Origin of the sequence: Streptomyces sp. NPDC006512, assembly GCF_040611935.1 — a bacterium.
GTDB lineage: Bacteria > Actinomycetota > Actinomycetes > Streptomycetales > Streptomycetaceae > Streptomyces.
Map to the genome: position 1 here is coordinate 1 of NZ_JBEXPG010000057.1, position 16779 is coordinate 16779.

At 72.4% G+C, this 16779-nt stretch carries 13 protein-coding genes; 6 read left to right on the forward strand and 7 right to left on the reverse strand.

Features of this window, described 5'->3' with window-relative positions; translation table 11 throughout:
- Positions 1–104: 104 nt before the first annotated feature.
- Positions 105–767 (reverse strand): TrkA family potassium uptake protein, encoded by a 663-nt coding sequence (locus tag ABZZ17_RS30960; RefSeq protein ID WP_356880918.1) that lies wholly within the window; start codon positions 765–767, stop codon positions 105–107.
- On the reverse strand, positions 764–1432 hold the full coding sequence (locus tag ABZZ17_RS30965; RefSeq protein WP_356880920.1) for a TrkA family potassium uptake protein: 669 nt from the start codon (positions 1430–1432) through the stop codon (positions 764–766). The genes ABZZ17_RS30960 and ABZZ17_RS30965 overlap by 4 nt, the downstream gene beginning before the upstream one ends.
- 198 nt (positions 1433–1630) lie before the next feature.
- Here ABZZ17_RS30965 and ABZZ17_RS30970 point away from each other — a divergent pair, with 198 nt between their 5' ends.
- Complete coding sequence (locus tag ABZZ17_RS30970) at positions 1631–3685, forward strand: APC family permease (protein WP_356880922.1); 2055 nt, start codon at positions 1631–1633, stop codon at positions 3683–3685.
- A 104-nt stretch (positions 3686–3789) separates the two neighbouring features.
- Complete coding sequence (locus tag ABZZ17_RS30975) at positions 3790–5121, forward strand: TRAM domain-containing protein (protein ID WP_356880924.1); 1332 nt, start codon at positions 3790–3792, stop codon at positions 5119–5121.
- Between the two features lie 228 nt (positions 5122–5349).
- Here ABZZ17_RS30975 and ABZZ17_RS30980 read toward each other — a convergent pair whose 3' ends face one another.
- A complete protein-coding gene (locus ABZZ17_RS30980; protein ID WP_356880926.1) occupies positions 5350–5805 on the reverse strand; it encodes an Lrp/AsnC family transcriptional regulator in 456 nt (151 codons plus the stop codon).
- A 124-nt stretch (positions 5806–5929) separates the two neighbouring features.
- Here ABZZ17_RS30980 and ABZZ17_RS30985 point away from each other — a divergent pair, with 124 nt between their 5' ends.
- On the forward strand, positions 5930–6931 hold the full coding sequence (locus tag ABZZ17_RS30985) for an asparaginase (protein ID WP_356880928.1): 1002 nt from the start codon (positions 5930–5932) through the stop codon (positions 6929–6931).
- 43 nt (positions 6932–6974) lie between these two features.
- On the opposite strand, the gene meaB is transcribed toward ABZZ17_RS30985, so the two are convergent.
- From meaB to ABZZ17_RS31005, 4 genes are all read right to left on the reverse strand, one after another.
- Positions 6975–7961: a methylmalonyl Co-A mutase-associated GTPase MeaB gene (meaB, locus tag ABZZ17_RS30990; protein ID WP_356880930.1), complete on the reverse strand. Its 987-nt coding sequence runs from the start codon at positions 7959–7961 to the stop codon at positions 6975–6977.
- 12 nt (positions 7962–7973) lie between these two features.
- Entirely contained in the window at positions 7974–10160 is a 2187-nt protein-coding gene (scpA, locus tag ABZZ17_RS30995; RefSeq protein WP_356880932.1) for a methylmalonyl-CoA mutase, read from the reverse strand.
- Positions 10157–12025, reverse strand: coding sequence for a methylmalonyl-CoA mutase family protein (locus tag ABZZ17_RS31000; protein WP_356880934.1), 1869 nt, complete (start codon positions 12023–12025; stop codon positions 10157–10159). Before ABZZ17_RS31000 ends, scpA begins: the two co-directional genes overlap by 4 nt.
- Positions 12026–12182: 157 nt before the next feature.
- A complete protein-coding gene (locus ABZZ17_RS31005) occupies positions 12183–13367 on the reverse strand; it encodes an ROK family protein (protein ID WP_356880936.1) in 1185 nt (394 codons plus the stop codon).
- Between the two features lie 775 nt (positions 13368–14142).
- Between ABZZ17_RS31005 and ABZZ17_RS31010 the strand changes: the two genes are divergently transcribed.
- From ABZZ17_RS31010 to ABZZ17_RS31020, 3 genes are read left to right on the forward strand one after another with little or no spacing between them, the layout of a single operon-like run.
- Positions 14143–15078, forward strand: a complete 936-nt coding sequence (locus ABZZ17_RS31010) for a TauD/TfdA family dioxygenase (RefSeq protein ID WP_356880938.1) — start codon at positions 14143–14145, stop codon at positions 15076–15078.
- Between the two features lie 57 nt (positions 15079–15135).
- Positions 15136–15699: an NADPH-dependent FMN reductase gene (gene ssuE / locus ABZZ17_RS31015; RefSeq protein WP_356880940.1), complete on the forward strand. Its 564-nt coding sequence runs from the start codon at positions 15136–15138 to the stop codon at positions 15697–15699.
- Between the two features lie 42 nt (positions 15700–15741).
- Positions 15742–16779 carry an ABC transporter substrate-binding protein gene (locus ABZZ17_RS31020; RefSeq protein WP_356880942.1) on the forward strand — a complete coding sequence of 346 codons (1038 nt, stop codon included), beginning with the start codon at positions 15742–15744 and terminating at the stop codon, positions 16777–16779.

The following is a 16779-nucleotide window of genomic DNA, read 5'->3' on the forward strand; positions in this document are numbered from 1 at the left end:
CGCCGAAGGGGCGGAGCAGCTGCGAAGCCGCTCCGCCCCTTCGGCGTGCGTGACGGCGTACGGGCAGGCCCGTACCGCTAGCGCACGCGGGCCTGCTTCCGGGCCTACTTCCGGGCCTGGAGGAGGTCCTCCAGCTGCTCCTCGCGGGCCTGGGCGGCCACGAACAGCAGCTCGTCGCCGGGCTCCAGGGTCTCCTCGCCGTGCGGGGTGAGCACCCGGTTGCCGCGGATGATCGTGACCAGCGAGGTGTCCTCGGGCCAGGCGATCTCGCTGATCTGGGTGCCCGCGACCGAGGAGTCGGGCGGAAGGGTCAGCTCGACCAGGTTGGCGTCGCCGTGGCTGAAGCGCAGCAGCCGCACCAGGTCGCCGACGCTGACGGCCTCCTCGACCAGGGCGGACATCAGGCGGGGGGTGGAGACGGCGACGTCGACGCCCCAGGACTCGTTGAAGAGCCACTCGTTCTTCGGGTTGTTCACGCGCGCCACGACCCGGGGGACCCCGTACTCGGTCTTGGCGAGCAGGGAGACGACCAGGTTGACCTTGTCGTCCCCGGTGGCGGCGATGACCACGTTGCAGCGCTGGAGGGCCGCCTCGTCGAGCGAGGTGATCTCGCAGGCGTCGGCCAGCAGCCACTCCGCCTGCGGCACCCGCTCCACCGAGATGGCGGTCGGCGCCTTGTCCACGAGGAGGACCTCGTGGCCGTTCTCCAGCAGCTCGCCCGCGATGGAGCGGCCCACGGCGCCGGCTCCGGCGATCGCGACCCTCATGCGTGTGCCTCCTCAGGCCCCTCGGCGAAGGCCGCCTCTACCTTGTCGATCTCGTCCGTGCGCATCATCACGTGGACGAGGTCGCCCTCCTGGAGGACGGTCTGCGAAGTCGGCAGCATCGCCTCGCCCAGGCGGGTGAGGAACGCGACACGGACCCCGGTCTCCTCCTGGAGCCGGCTGACCTTGTGACCGATCCACGCCTCGGAGGCGTGCACCTCCGCGAGCTGCACACCGCCGCTCGGGTCGCGCCACAGGGGCTCGGCGCCCGACGGCAGCAGCCGGCGGAGCATCTGGTCGGCGGTCCACCGTACGGTCGCCACGGTGGGGATGCCGAGCCGCTGGTACACCTCGGCGCGCTTGGGGTCGTAGATGCGGGCGGCGACGTTCTCGACGCCGAACATCTCCCGTGCCACGCGCGCTGCGATGATGTTGGAATTGTCACCGCTGCTGACCGCCGCGAAGGCCCCCGCGTCCTCGATCCCGGCCTCTCGCAGCGTGTCCTGGTCGAAGCCCACCCCGGTGACGCGGCGGCCGCCGAACGATGCTCCGAGCCGGCGGAATGCGGTGGGGTCCTGGTCGACGACGGCGACCGTATGCCCCTGCTGTTCCAAGGTCTGCGCGAGGGCAGAGCCCACTCTTCCGCAGCCCATAATGACGATGTGCACGGCCGTCCTTCCGGCTGACAGCGGCTCGCTGGTTTCCAGCCTCATTGCATGCTCTGGCTAAACAGGGTCTCAGACCATGGCCCAAGCTACACACGGGCGGTCACCAGTGTGACCATTTGGGGTCCAGGCGGCACTTCATTGCCCCGAGAAGGGGCGGGGGGTTCGTCAGCCCGATTTCGAACGCTTACGATCCTCTGCGTGTCCAAACTGACCGACGTGCCCAAACGGATCCTGATCGGCCGGGCGCTGCGCAGCGACCGCCTCGGGGAAACGCTCCTCCCCAAGCGGATCGCCCTGCCCGTGTTCGCATCCGACCCGCTCTCCTCCGTGGCATATGCCCCGGGCGAGGTGCTGCTGGTCCTGTCGATCGCGGGCGTGTCGGCGTACCACTTCAGCCCCTGGATCGCGGTCGCGGTCGTCGTGCTGATGTTCACCGTGGTCGCCTCCTACCGGCAGAACGTCCACGCGTATCCCAGCGGCGGCGGCGACTACGAGGTTGCCAACACCAACCTCGGCCCCAAGGCCGGCCTCACGGTGGCGAGCGCCCTGCTCGTCGACTACGTCCTCACCGTGGCCGTGTCGATCTCCTCCGGAGTCGAGAACCTCGGCTCGGCCGTCGATTTCGTCATCGAGCACAAGGTGCTCTCGGCGATGGTCATGATTCTGCTGCTCACGCTGATGAATCTGCGCGGAGTGAAGGAATCCGGGAACCTCTTCGCGATTCCCACCTACATCTTCGTCGGCGCCGTCTTCGTCATGATCGCCTACGGCGCCTTCCGGGGCATCGTCCTCGACGACACGATGAAGGCTCCCACCGCCGACCTGGAGATCAAACCCGAGCACCAGGGACTGGCCGGATTCGCCCTCGTCTTCCTGCTGCTGCGCGCCTTCTCCTCCGGCTGCGCCGCCCTCACCGGCGTCGAGGCCATCAGCAACGGCGTCCCCGCCTTCCGCAAGCCCAAGAGCAAGAACGCGGCCACCACCCTCGCCCTCATGGGCGCGCTGGCCGTCACCATGTTCTGCGGCATCATCGGCCTGGCCATGGCCACCAACGTGCGGATGGCGGAGAACCCGGCCGCCGACCTCCTCCAGGACGGCGTCCCGGTCGGCTCCGAGTACGTCCAGCACCCGGTGATCTCCCAGGTCGGAGAGGCGGTCTTCGGCGAAGGCAGCTTCCTGTTCATCGTGCTCGCGGCGGCCACCGCGCTCGTCCTCTTCCTGGCCGCCAACACCGCCTACAACGGCTTCCCGCTGCTCGGCTCGATCCTCGCCCAGGACCGCTACCTGCCGCGCCAGCTCCACACGCGCGGCGACCGGCTCGCCTTCTCCAACGGCATCGTGCTCCTCGCCGGCGCCGCCATGCTGCTGGTGTGGCTCTACGACGCCGACTCCACCAAGCTGATCCAGCTCTACATCGTCGGCGTGTTCGTCTCCTTCACGCTGAGCCAGATCGGCATGGTCCGGCACTGGAACCGCCACCTGCGCACCGAGCGCGACCCCGCCGCCCGCCGGCGGATGCACCGCTCCCGGGCCATCAACACCTTCGGCGCCTTCTTCACCGGCATGGTGCTGGTCGTCGTCCTCGCCACGAAGTTCACCCACGGCGCCTGGGTCGCCCTGCTGGGCATGGTGATCTTCTACGGAACGATGACCGCGATCCGCAAGCACTACGACCGGGTGTCCGCCGAGATCGCCGCCGCCGAAGGCCCCAGCGACGACAGCGTGCGCCCCTCGCGGGTCCACTCGATCGTCCTGGTCTCCAAGGTCCACAAGCCCACGCTGCGCGCCCTCGCCTTCGCCAAGCTGACCCGCTCGGACACCCTGGAAGCGCTCAGCATCAGCGTCGACCCGGCCGAGACCAAGGCCCTGAAGGCCGAGTGGGAGCGGCGCGGCATCAACGTCCCGCTCAAGATCCTCGACTCGCCCTACCGCGAGATCACCCGGCCGGTCGTCGAGTACGTGAAGGGCCTGCGCAGCGAGAACCCGCGCGACGCCGTCAGCGTCTACATCCCCGAGTACGTCGTCGGCCGCTGGTACGAGCACCTCCTCCACAACCAGAGCGCGCTGCGGCTCAAGGGCCGGCTGCTCTTCACGCCCGGCGTGATGGTCACCTCCGTGCCCTACCAGCTGGAGTCCTCGGAGCTCGCGAAGCGGCGGGCCAAGAAGCGACAGGACTGGAACGCCCCGGGCGCCGTGCGCCGCGGACCGGTCGACACCCCGCGCCCGCCCCGGAAGGACCCGGCGGGCAAGTAGCGGCGGGGGCCCGCCGCGGGTGGTGAACGGCCGGACGAGATCCACGTAAACTGGTGGGTCGGTCGTCCGGCCGTTTTCCTTTGATCTCCTGGAGCCTCCCCACCATGACCGAGCAGAACGAGAAGCAGTCACTGGTCGGGGAGGAGTACGAGGTCGAGGTCGGTCCCGTCGCGCACGGAGGCCACTGCATCGCCCGTACCGAAGGGGGCCGGGTCCTGTTCGTCCGTCACACCCTGCCCGGCGAGAAGGTCGTCGCGCGCGTGACGGAGGGCGACGAGGACTCCCGCTTCCTGCGCGCCGACGCCGTCACCGTCCTGGACGCCTCCAAGGACCGGGTTCCGGCGCCCTGCCCCTACGCCGGCCCCGGCAAGTGCGGCGGCTGCGACTGGCAGCACGCCAAGCCGGGCGCCCAGCGCCGGCTCAAGGGCGAGGTCGTCGCCGAGCAGCTGCTGCGGCTCGCCGGCCTCACCCCGGAGGAAGCCGGCTGGGACGGCACCGTCATGCCGGCCGAGGGCGACAAGCTGCCCGCCGGACAGGTGCCGCAGTGGCGCACCCGGGTGCAGTTCGCCATCGACGAGGACGGCAACGCCGGCCTGCGCAAGCACCGCTCGCACGACATCGAGCTGATCGACCACTGCATGATCGCGGCGCCGGGCGTCTCGGAACTCGGCATCGAGAAGCAGGACTGGCCCCAGATGGCGTCGGTGGAGGCCATCGCCGCCTCCGGCTCCTCCGACCGCCAGGTCGTCCTCACCCCGCGCCCGGGCGGCCGGCTCCCGCTCGTCGAACTGGACCAGCCCGTCTCGGTCCTGCGCGTCGAGGAGAAGGACGGCGGCGTCCACCGCGTCCACGGCCGCCCCTTCGTGCGCGAGCGCGCGGACGGCCGTACCTACCGCGTCGGCATGGGCGGCTTCTGGCAGGTCCACCCCCAGGCCGCCGACACCCTGATCAAGGCCGTCATGCAGGGCCTGATGCCGCGCAAGGGCGAGATGGCCCTCGACCTCTACTGCGGCGTCGGCATCTTCGCGGGCGCCCTCGCGGAGCGCCTCGGCGAGACCGGCGCCGTACTCGGCATCGAGTCGACGAAGCGCGCCGTCGAGGACGCCCGGCACAACCTGGCCGACTTCCCCCGGGTCCGGATCGAACAGGGCAAGGTCGAGCAGATCCTCCCGAAGACCGGCATCACCGAGTGCGACCTGGTCGTCCTCGACCCCCCGCGCGCCGGCGCCGGCAAGCAGACCGTCCGCCACATCGCGGGCCTCTCCGCCCGCCGCATCGCCTACGTGGCCTGCGACCCGGCCGCCCTGGCCCGCGACCTCGGCTACTTCAAGGACCACGGCTACAAGGTCCGCACCCTCCGCGTCTTCGACCTCTTCCCGATGACGCACCACGTGGAGTGCGTGGCGATCCTGGAGCGGGTGGCGAAGGACGCCTGATCTGGGGTCTCTTCACTCGCTTGAACTGTCCCCCCAGCGCAACAGGTGAAGCGCGGGGCTAGTTTGCGATGCCGTATGCCGAGGGCGTTCCCAGAAGCCTGGGCCTGGGCCTGGGAAGCCTCCCTGGAGGTCCGGCAGCTCGGCGAGTTGCCGGGCTGCCGCCCGGTTGGCTCCCGTTTTCGTTGCTGGCGGCTGGATGGCCACGGAGCCGTGCGGCGCCGGCCGGGGTCAGTGGTCTACCGGGAGGCCCGTGGGTTCCTTGATGCGCTTCATGATGATCTGGGAGTTGACCTCCGTCACGCCCGAGAGGGCCGTGAGCTGTTCGATCCACAGGCGTTCGTACGCGCGCAGGTCCGCGACCGCGATGCGCAGGAGGCAGCCGGGGCTGCCGAAGAGGCGGTAGGCCTCGATGACGTCCGGGATGTCGTGGAGCGCGGCCTCGAAGGCCTCGACGGCCGCCCGGTCGCGGCGGACCTCGACGGACACCAGGACCTCGAAGCTGCGGCCCACCGCCTCGGGGTCGATCACGGCCCGGTAGCCCTGGATCACCCCGTCCTCCTCCAGCTGGCGGACCCGGCGCATGCAGGGGGAGGGGGTCAGTCCCACCCGCTGGGCGAGTTCCTGGTTGCTGAGCCGGCCGTCCTTCTGTAGCTCGCGCAAGATTTCTCGGTCGATGGCGTCCATGGCGCAATTATCACCCACCCAATGTTGCGGGCGCGGGTGAAGAGGCAATCTCATTGCGCGTAGATCTCACTATCATTGCCATGAATGGAATGTCTGTACGAGACCTCGTGAGGGAAGGGTGGCCATGGGACGCATCGTCGTCATCAGCACCGGCGGAACGATCGCCAGCCGGTGGATGGGTTCCGGTTTCGCCGCGGAGGCCGACGGCCGCGAGGTGATGGCCACGGCGCCGCTGCCCGAGGGCATCACGGTCGAGGTCGTGGACCTGTTCCGCGTGAACAGCCCCCGGCTCACCACCGCCCACCAGCTCACCCTGCTGCGCACCGTCCACGAGGTGCTCGCCGACCCCGGTGTGGACGGCGTCGTCGTCACGCACGGCACCGACACCCTGGAGGAGTCGGCGTTCCTCGTCGACCTCCACCACCACGACGCCCGCAGCGTCGTCTTCACCGGCTCGCAGCTGCCCATGGGTTCCGCCGACGGTGACGGTCCCGGCAACCTCTACGACGCCCTGCTCACCGCGGCCACCACGCGCGGCCTCGGTGTCCTGATCTCCTTCGCGGGCCGCGTGCACGCCGCCCGCGGCACCGTCAAGACGCAGGCCGTCGACCTGGACGCCTTCGCCGACCCCTCGAAGGAACTCCTCGGGAAGATAGGTTTCGGCAAGGTCACCATGCTCCGCAGCCCGCAGCGTCCGGCCCCGCTCGCGCTGCCCGCGATGCCGGAGCTGCCGCCGCGCGTGGACATGGTCATGCACCACGCCGACGGTGACGCCCTGCTGCTGAACACCTCCGTCGAGGCGGGCGCCCGGGGCATCGTCCTGGTGGGCACCGGCGCCGGGAACGCCACCCCCGAGATCGTGGACGCGGTGGCCGGGGCCGTCGCCCGCGGTGTGCTCGTCGCGCTGACCACCCGCGTCGCCGCCGGCCCCGTCACCGAGATCTACACGCACGGCGGCGCCGTCGACCTCGTCGCGGCCGGAGCCGTCCCGACCGGGACGCTGCGGGCCGGACAGGCCCGGATCGCCGTGCTCTCCGCCCTGCTCGCCGGCTCCGACCAGGCCGAGCAGACCCGGATCCTGCGCCGCACCCTGGCCGCCGAGGACCCGGCGCTGGCCTCGGCCTGACCCGCCCGGGAAGGCCCGGGGCCCGCAGGCCCCGGGGCTCCGGTCAGGCTCCGCCGAAGGCGCCGAGGATGCGGTCCGCCGCCGAGGTGGCCGTCACCGTACCCGCCCGGACCTCGGCTTCGAGGCCCGGCGCCAGTTCCCGTACGGCCGGGTCCGCGCGGAGCCGCTCCAGCAGTTCGTCGCGGACCATCGACCAGGTCCACTCCACCTGCTGCGCGGCCCGCTTGGCCGCCAGCCGGCCGCCCGCCTCCAGTAGCGTCCGGTGCTGTTCCAGGCGTTTCCACACCTCGTCCAGACCGGCCGACTCCCGCGCGCTGCACGTCAGTACGGGCGGGGTCCAGGCGGAGTCGGCGGGGTGCATCAGGCGCAGCGCGCCCGCCAGTTCGCGGGCGGCGGCCTTCGCGTCCCGTTCGTGGGGGCCGTCCGCCTTGTTCACGGCGAGGACGTCCGCCAGCTCCAGGACGCCCTTCTTGATGCCCTGCAACTGGTCGCCGGTGCGCGCCAGGGACAGCAGGAGGAAGGAGTCGACCATCCCCGCGACGGTGGTCTCGGACTGGCCCACACCGACCGTCTCGACCAGCACCACGTCGTAGCCGGCCGCCTCCATCACGATCATCGACTCGCGGGTGGCCTTGGCGACCCCGCCCAGCGTGCCCGCCGAGGGGGAGGGCCGCACGAAGGCGGCCGGGTCGACGGCGAGGCGCTCCATGCGGGTCTTGTCGCCGAGGATGGAGCCGCCCGTCCGGGTCGAGGACGGGTCCACCGCGAGGACGGCCACGCGGTGGCCCAGCCCGGTGAGCATCGTGCCGAACGCGTCGATGAACGTGGACTTGCCCACCCCCGGCACCCCGCTGATGCCGATCCGCCGGGCGTGCCCCGCGTGCGGCAGCAGCCGGGTCAACAGGCTCTGGGCCAGGGCGCGGTGGTCCGCCCGGGTGGACTCGACGAGGGTGATGGCGCGCGCGATGTGCGCGCGCTTCCCGTCGAGCACGCCCTTCACGTACACGTCGATGTCGATCTTCGGGGGCATCCGCGCGGCCGCCTACAGCTCGTGGCCCAGTTCCGCGGCCAGCCGCGTCACCAGGTCGTGGGCCGCGTCGGGGATCACGGTGCCCGGCGGGAACACCGCCGTCGCGCCCATCTCCAGCAGGGTCGGGACGTCCGCGGGCGGGATGACCCCGCCGACGACGATCATGATGTCCTCGCGTCCCTCCTCGGCGAGCTGCTCGCGCAGCGCCGGTACGAGGGTCAGGTGGCCGGCCGCCAGCGACGAGACGCCCACGACGTGGACGTCCGCCTCGACGGCCTGGCGGGCCACCTCCGCCGGGGTCTGGAACAGCGGGCCGACGTCCACGTCGAAGCCCAGGTCGGCGAAGGCCGTCGCGATGACCTTCTGGCCGCGGTCGTGGCCGTCCTGGCCCATCTTGGCGACCAGGATGCGCGGACGCCGCCCCTCCGCCTCCTCGAACCGGTCGACGAGGGCGCGGGTGCGCTCCACGGACGGGGACTCGCCTGCTTCCATGCGGTACACACCCGAGATCGTACGGATCTGGCTCGCGTGGCGCCCGTACACCTTCTCCAGGGCGTCGGAGATCTCACCGACCGTGGCCTTCGCGCGCGCCGCGTCCACGGCCAGGGCCAGCAGGTTGCCCTCGCCGCTGCCGGCCGCGTGGGTCAGGGCCCGCAGGGTGTCCTGCGTGACGGCCTCGTCGCGCTCCTCGCGCAGCCGGCGCAGCTTGGCGATCTGCTGCGCGCGGACCGAGGAGTTGTCGACCTTGAGGACGTCGATCTCCTCGTCGGTGGCCACCCGGTACTTGTTCACGCCGATCACCGGCTGGCGGCCGGAGTCGATGCGGGCTTGCGTCCGGGCCGCGGCCTCCTCGACCCGCAGCTTCGGGATGCCCGCGTCGATGGCCTGCGCCATGCCGCCCGCGGCCTCGACCTCCTCGATGTGCTGCCAGGCCCGCCGCGCGAGGTCGTAGGTCAGCTTCTCGACGTAGGCGCTGCCGCCCCAGGGGTCGATGGAGCGGCAGGTGCCCGACTCCTGCTGGAGCAGCAGCTGGGTGTTGCGCGCGATGCGGGCGGAGAAGTCGGTGGGCAGCGCGAGGGCCTCGTCGAGGGCGTTGGTGTGCAGCGACTGGGTGTGCCCCTGGGTCGCCGCCATCGCCTCGATGCAGGTGCGGGTGACGTTGTTGAACACGTCCTGCGCGGTCAGCGACCAGCCCGAGGTCTGCGAATGGGTGCGCAGTGACAGGGACTTGGCGTTCTTCGGGTCGAACTGCTTGACCAGGCGCGCCCACAGCAGGCGGGCCGCGCGGAGCTTCGCGACCTCCATGAAGAAGTTCATGCCGATCGCCCAGAAGAACGACAGGCGCGGCGCGAACGCGTCCACGTCCAGCCCGACGGCCTGACCCGCCCGCAGGTACTCCACGCCGTCGGCGAGGGTGTACGCGAGTTCCAGGTCGGCCGTGGCGCCGGCTTCCTGGATGTGGTAGCCGGAGATGGAGATCGAGTTGTAGCGGGGCATCTTCTGCGAGGTGAACGCGAAGATGTCCGAGATGATCCGCATCGAGGGCTTGGGCGGGTAGATGTAGGTGTTGCGGACCATGAACTCCTTGAGGATGTCGTTCTGGATGGTCCCGGCGAGTTTGTCGGGGGAGACGCCCTGCTCCTCCGCCGCCACGATGTACAGGGCGAGGACCGGCAGCACCGCGCCGTTCATCGTCATCGACACCGACATCTTGTCCAGCGGGATCCCGTCGAACAGCTGCCGCATGTCGTAGATCGAGTCGATCGCCACGCCCGCCATGCCCACGTCGCCCGTGACGCGCGGGTGGTCACTGTCGTACCCGCGGTGCGTGGGCAGGTCGAACGCGACCGACAGGCCCTTCTGGCCCGAGGCCAGGTTGCGCCGGTAGAAGGCGTTGGACTCCTCGGCGGTGGAGAAACCGGCGTACTGACGGATGGTCCAGGGCTGGTTGACGTACATCGTCGGATAGGGCCCGCGCAGGTACGGGGCCACGCCCGGGTACGTCGCCAGGAAGTCCAGGCCCTCCAGGTCCCGCCCGGTGTACAGCGGCTTCACGCCGATGCCCTCGGGCGTCTCCCACAGCAGGTCGCCCGTGGCGTTCCCGGTGGACTCCTTCACCGCGGCGCGCCACTGGTCCTCGGTGACCGGGGCGGACGGCCCGCCGCCGAGCGCGAGTTCGGAGAAATCGGGGATGCTCAAGACGAGACTCCCATCCGGTCGAGTACGGAGGACAGCACGGCGACCGCGTCACAGCCGGCGAAGACGTACTCGTCCACGGCCTGTTCGGCGGTACCGGGCCTGCCCGCGAGGAACACCGTCGTCGCGCCCGCAGAGCGCAGGGCCGCGGCGACCGCGTCCGCCTGCTCCTCGTACAGCGCGTCGCTGGAGCAGAGCACCGCCATGCCGTCGGCGCCGCTCGCCGCGTAGGCCGCGGCGGCCGTATCCGGATCCACGGAGACCGGGTCGTGGACGGGTTCGATGCCGCCGGCCTGGAACAGGTTGGAGGCGAAGGTGGCCCGCGCGGTGTGCGCGGCCGCGGGGCCGAGCGCGGCGAGGAAGATCCGCGGGCGGGACCCGGTCGCGGCCAGGTGGGCGTCGCTGCGGGCGCGCAGCGCCTCGTACGCCTCGTCGCGCCGGACCCGGGGCAGACCGCCGGCCGCAGCCGGCGGCAGGGGTTCGCGTACGACGGGCTTCTCCGACAGCAGCGGGAACTCGCTGACGCCGGTGATCGGTTCGCGGCGGGTCGCGAGCTTCTTCGAACGGGCCGCCCAGGTGGCGGCGAGGCGCTCGGCCACCAGCCCCGAGCGCAGCGCGGCCTCCTGGCCGCCCGCCTTCTCGACGGTCCGGAAGAACTCCCAGGCGGCGTGCGCGAGTTCGTCGGTCAGCCGCTCGACGTAGTACGAACCGCCGGCCGGGTCGATGACCCGGGCGAGGTGGGACTCCTCCACCAGCACGGTGGAGGTGTTGCGGGCGATGCGCCGGGCGAAGGCGTCCGGCAGGCCCAGCTCGCTGTCGAAGGGGAGCACGGTGACGGAGTCCGCGCCGCCCACGCCGGCCGCCATGCAGGCCACGGTGGTGCGCAGCATGTTCACCCACGGGTCGCGGCGGGTCATCATCACCGGCGAGGTGACCGCGTGCTGCCGTTGCGCTCCGGCCTGCGGGCTGCCGCAGGCCTCGGCGACGCGGGCCCACAGGCGGCGGGCGGCGCGCAGCTTGGCGATGGTCAGGAACTGGTCGGCGGTCGCGGCGTAGCGGAACTCGATCTGTCCGAACGCGGCGTCGGCGGAGAGTCCGGCCCCGGTCAGGGCCCGCAGGTAGGCGACCCCGGTGGACAGCGACAGGCCGAGTTCCTCGGCGGCGCTGCCCCCCGCCTCGTGGAAGGGGAGGGCGTCGACGGTCAGGGCGCGGACTCCGGGCCAGGCGGCTGCCGTGTCCCGGGCCAGCGCGGCGGCCGCGGGCAGGTCGAGGGGCTCGCCGGTGCGGGCCTCGTGGCCCAGCGGGTCGATGCCGAGCGAGGCGCGGGCGTCCTGGGGGGACACCCCGCGCTCCGCGTACAGGGCGAGCAGCGCGCTGACGGCGGCCGGGTACGCGGCTCCCGCGTCCAGGGCGACCGGGGCGAGGTCGAGGTAGACCCCGTCCAGGGCCCGGCCCAGTTCCTCGGCGGGCAGGCCGCCCGGGCCGACGGTCAGCCACAGGGAGGTGGTGCCGTTCTCCAGGTCCGCGAGGGCCGCCTCGTTCACCCGTACGGGGTCGCCGCCCGCGATCCGCTGGCGCACGTCCCAGCCGGAGGCCGTGGTGCCCTCGGGGGTGCCGCCGCGGACGAAGGGCGCGAAACCGGGGAATCCGGTGCCGTCACCGTCCCCGTCGTCCGGGCGTGCCGTGTACAGCGGGCGGGTGATGAGCCCGTCCTCGAGTTTCGTGGACAGCGCTGCTTCCGCTGCCTCGCCGGAGACTTCCTTGCCCGACTTTCGCAGTACGCCTTCCACCAGGCGCTGCCACTGCTCATGCGTCGCGTCAGGAAACTCGGCGGCCAGGGAGAGCCCGTCGTCAGGCAGGACCGTCATGGCTCGAATGCTAGGGGGGCCGCTCATGCGAGACCATAACCGCCGGATGTGATCTCGCACTCCCAGGTCAGACCGGGGTCGGTGCGGCGCGGAGGGCGGCCCGGGCCGGGCACCGGCGGGTTCCGGCCACGCCCGGGAGGCGTTCGCCGAGGGGACGTCAGGCGCAGGTGTGGCGGCCCGGGTCCTGGAACAGCGGACCCAGCAGTACGGTCGCGGCGGCCTGGGGGAGTACGGCGGGTCCGGCGCGCGGGGCGATGATCCGTCCGGGCTCGTCGCACACGTGGGACTGGCCGGTCGCCGCCGCCCGGATCTCGTCGAGGTACCCCTCGTGCAGGACGCTGGACAGTTCGGTGACCACCATGACCGCGGGGTTGAACACGTCGAGGAGCAGTGCGGCCGCCCGCCCCACGGCCCGGGCGCGCTCGCGCAGCAGCCGGTCCGCGCGGGGATCGCCCGCGGCGGCGGCGTCGACGAGCAGCGGCACGGACGGATCGGGGACGATCCCGCGCCGCACGGCCTCGGCGCCCAGCGCGGTGTCGGAGGCGGTCGCCTGGAGGCAGCCGGTACGTCCGCACGCGCAGGCCGCCCGGGACTCGGGCACCGGCAGGTGGGCCACGTCGCCCGCTGCCGACCCGGGGCCCTGGTGGACGGTCCCCTCGATCCCGAAGGCGGCGTCCACCACGTTGCCGATGAAGAGGTGGACCAGGCTGCGGCGGGCTTCCGGGGGGCCGTAGAGGATCTCGGCGCGCGCGACGGCCCGGGCGTGGTTGTCCACCCGCACCGGCAGGCCGAGCGCCCGGGACAGGTCCGCGGCCAGCGGCATCTGCCGCCACCCGAGCGCCGGATGCCGTACGACGGTCCCGGTGTCGGGCCGGACCCAGCCGCCGAGCGCGGCGCCCACGCCGAGCAGGGGGCGGCCGGTGTCGAACCGCTCCAGGAACGCGGCGAGTTCCCGCGCGATGCGGCCCGGCAGCCGGGGATCGGCGGGATCCGGGTAGGGGAAGGCGCGCCGGGCGAGCACCTCCCCGCGCAGGTCGACGAGGCTGAACGTGGAGGCGGGCACCCCGATGTGCAGGCCGGCCGCGACCGGACCGCCGACGGCACCGGTGTGCAGGTCCAGCGGGATCCGCGGCCGGCCCGAGGCGGTGGGCCCGGCGGGTTCGGGGAGCTCGCGCAGCAGGCCGCCGCGCAGCAGCCCGGTGGTCTGCCGGGACACCGCGGCGGGGCTCAGCCCGCACAGTTCCGAGATCCCGCTGCGCGCCACGGGCCCGTGCTCCAGCACGGTCCGCAGCACGGTGGCGGCGTTGGCGGCCCCGCGCCGGTCGCCGGTCCTGTCTGTCACGGGGCCTCCTCGGGCGCAGCGGTGCGTATCCCCGATCATGCCGGACCGGGTACCGGCCGGTCCGTGGCGGCCGCATTGCGGGACCGTGAAATCCGGCCACCGTTTTCGGCCGCCGCGGGGTGTCGCAAGGGTTGCGCGGGGTTCGGGAAAAGCCTGGTCAGGGCGGGTGGTGAGGGTGGGGCGCGGGCCGGATCCGGCGCCCGGGGGCGGGGGTTGACCCCGGGCGGGGGCGCTGACAGGCTCCGGGACATGTCCGCGAACGAACGCCCCGCCCCGCGGCTCCGCACCTCCGGCCCCTGTACCGCGCCGGACGGGTGTCCGGGCCGCTGTCCGGCCCGCCGCCGCGCCTGAGCGCAGGCCCCGAGCCCCCGCCGGTACGCCGCAACGGTCCGCCCGGCCGGTCCGGTGCCCGCCGGTCCGCTACCGCCAGGCCCTGCCGGGCCGACCGTCCGGGTCGGCCCGACCGGTCCCGGCGGGATCCGGTCCGGGGTGGTGGTCCGGTCCCCGTGACCGGGGCCGCGTGATCCGGACCGGGCGGGATCCCGCGCCCCTCGGCACCCGTGAGCCGTCCGGTTCCGCCGCCGCGCAGGGCCCGTCCGCCCCGCCGGTGCCGCCGGGAGTCCGCCCGGGCCCCCGCACCCCGTCTCCGCCGGCCACCGCCCCGCCCCGTCGTCCTCCTGCTCCGCGTGCGCCGCCACCCGGCGCGCTGTGTTCCCGTACCGCCATTTCTTCCGCTGCGGAAATAATTCTCCGCTGCTCTGACCAGGGAGTTCTCATGACCACCGCACTCCGTACCACCGTCACCAAGATCGGCGGCCGCATCGGTGCCGAGATCGGCGGCGTCCGGCTCGGCGGCGACCTCGCCCCCGAGACCGTCGCCGAGATCCGCTCCGCGCTCCTCGCCCACAAGGTCGTCTTCTTCCGCGGCCAGGACCACCTCGACGAGGCCGGCCACGAGGCCTTCGCCCAGCTCCTCGGCGCCCCCGTCGCACACCCCACCGTCCCCTCCGCCGACGGCCGCTACGCCCTCGGCATCGACTCCCACCACGGCGCCCGCGCCAACCAGTGGCACACCGACGTCACCTTCGTCCCCGCCTACCCGGCCTTCTCCATCCTGCGCGCCGTCACCATCCCCCCGTACGGCGGCAACACCCTCTGGGCCAACACCGCCACCGCCTACTCCCACCTCCCCGAGCCGCTGCGCGCCCTCGCGGACGGCCTGCGCGCCCTCCACTCCAACGCCTACGACTACGCCGCCCTCAGGCCGGACGCGCTCCCCGAGGCCCTCGCCCAGTACCGCGAGGTGTTCACCTCCACCGAGTTCCTCACCGAGCACCCCGTGGTCCGCGTCCACCCCGAGACCGGCGAACGCACCCTGCTCCTCGGCAACTTCGTCCAGCGCATCCAGGGCCTCACCGGCCGCGACTCCCGCATCCTGCTGGACCTCTTCCAGGCCCACGTCGAAAGCCCCGAGAACACCGTCCGCTGGCAGTGGCGGGACGGGGACGTCGCCATCTGGGACAACCGCGCCACCCAGCACTACGGCGTCGACGACTCCGACGACCACGAGCGCACGCTGCGCCGCGTCACCGTCGACGGCGACGTCCCGGTCGGCCCCGACGGCGCCCCCTCCCGCCTGATCAGCCCGGAGACCGTCCCCGACCCCGCCTTCGGCATCCCCTCCGGCGCCTCGACGGCCGCCACCGCCTGATCACCGGGCACCGTCCCCGAACCCGAAGACCCCGAACGCCGCCGCCAAGGAGCCTCCGTGCCCAAGCTGCTCGCCCTCACCGGCAGTCCCTCCGCCCAGTCCCGCACCGCGGTCGTCGCCGACCACGTCCTGCGCCGCCTCTCCCACGCCGGGTTCGAGACCTCGCACCTCGCCGTGAGCACCCTCCCCGCCGCCGACCTCCTCTCCGCCCGCCGCGGCGAGCCGGAGATACGCCGCGCCCTGGAAGCCGTCGCCGAGGCCGACGGCCTGGTGATCGCCACCCCGGTCTACAAGGCCTCGTACACCGGCCTGCTCAAGGCCTTCCTCGACCTGCTCCCGCAGGACGGCCTGGCCGGCAAGACCGTCCTGCCGCTCGCCACCGGCGGCAGCCTGGCCCACGTCCTGACCATCGACTACGCCCTGCGTCCGGTCCTCGCCGCCCTCGGCGCCCGGCACGTCACCGCGGGCCGCTTCGTCCTCGACTCCTCCGTCGAGCGCGGCAACGGCCCCGACCGGCTGCTCCCCGAGGCGGAACTCGACCTCTTCCAGGCCGTCGACGAGTTCGCCGACGCCCTCCGCGCCGTCCGGACCCCCGCCGCCGCCCTCACCGCCGCCCCGTAAGCCCGTACCCCCGTACCCCGTACGAACCGACAAGGACCCGCCATGCCCGCAGCCTTCACCTCGACGACCACCTCCCGGCGCCAGTTCCTCACCCTGCTCGGCATCTCGGCGGCCGCGGTGAGCTGCGGCACGGCCACCGCCAAGGGCGGGTCCGCGACCGGCAAGCAGGTCACCACCCTCAAGTACCAGGGAGCCGTCGGCTCGGTCACCCTCCCCGAACTCGCCGCGGACCTCGGGTACCTGGGCGACGTCAGCCTCGAATGGGTCGGCAACACCATCAGCGGCCCGCAGGACATCCAGTCCGCGGCCACCGGCCAGACCCACTTCGGCAGCGCCTTCAACGGGGCGGTCATCAAACTGGCCGCGGGCAAGGCCCCCATCAAGGCCGTCGTCTCCTCCTACGGCTCCGACCAGTACTCCTACGGCGGCTACTTCGTCCTGGAGGACAGCCCGATCCGCTCCGCCCGGGACCTGATCGGGAAGAAGGTCGGCATGAACACCCTGGGCGCCCACTACCAGGCCCTCCTCGACATCTACCTGAGCCGCGGCGGCCTCTCCAAGGCGGACGCGGCCAAGGTGGAGGCCCTGGTCGTGCCGCCCGTCAACACCGAGCAGTCCCTGCGGCAGAAGCAGATCGAGGTCGGGGTGCTCACCGGCGTCCTGCGCGACAAGGCGCTGGCGACCGGAGGCATCCGCCCGCTGTTCACCGACGTCGAACTGCTCGGCCCCTTCAGCGCCGGCACCTACGTGATGACCGAGCGGTTCATCAAGCAGAACCCGGACACCGTACGGGCCTTCGCGACCGGAGTCGCCAAGGCCATCGAATGGTCCCGCACCACCCCGCGCGAAGAGGTCGTCGCCCGGATGACGGAGATCGTCAAGAAGCGCGGCCGCAACGAGGACACGGCGACGCTCCAGTACTGGCGGTCCTTCGGGGTCGCCGAGACGGGCGGCCGGATATCCGACAAGGAGTTCCAGCTCTGGCTGGACTGGCTCGGCGAGCGCGGCGAGATCAAGGCGGGCCAGCTCAAGGCCGGCGACCTCTACACCAACGAGTTCAACGGTTTCGGGAAGGGCTGA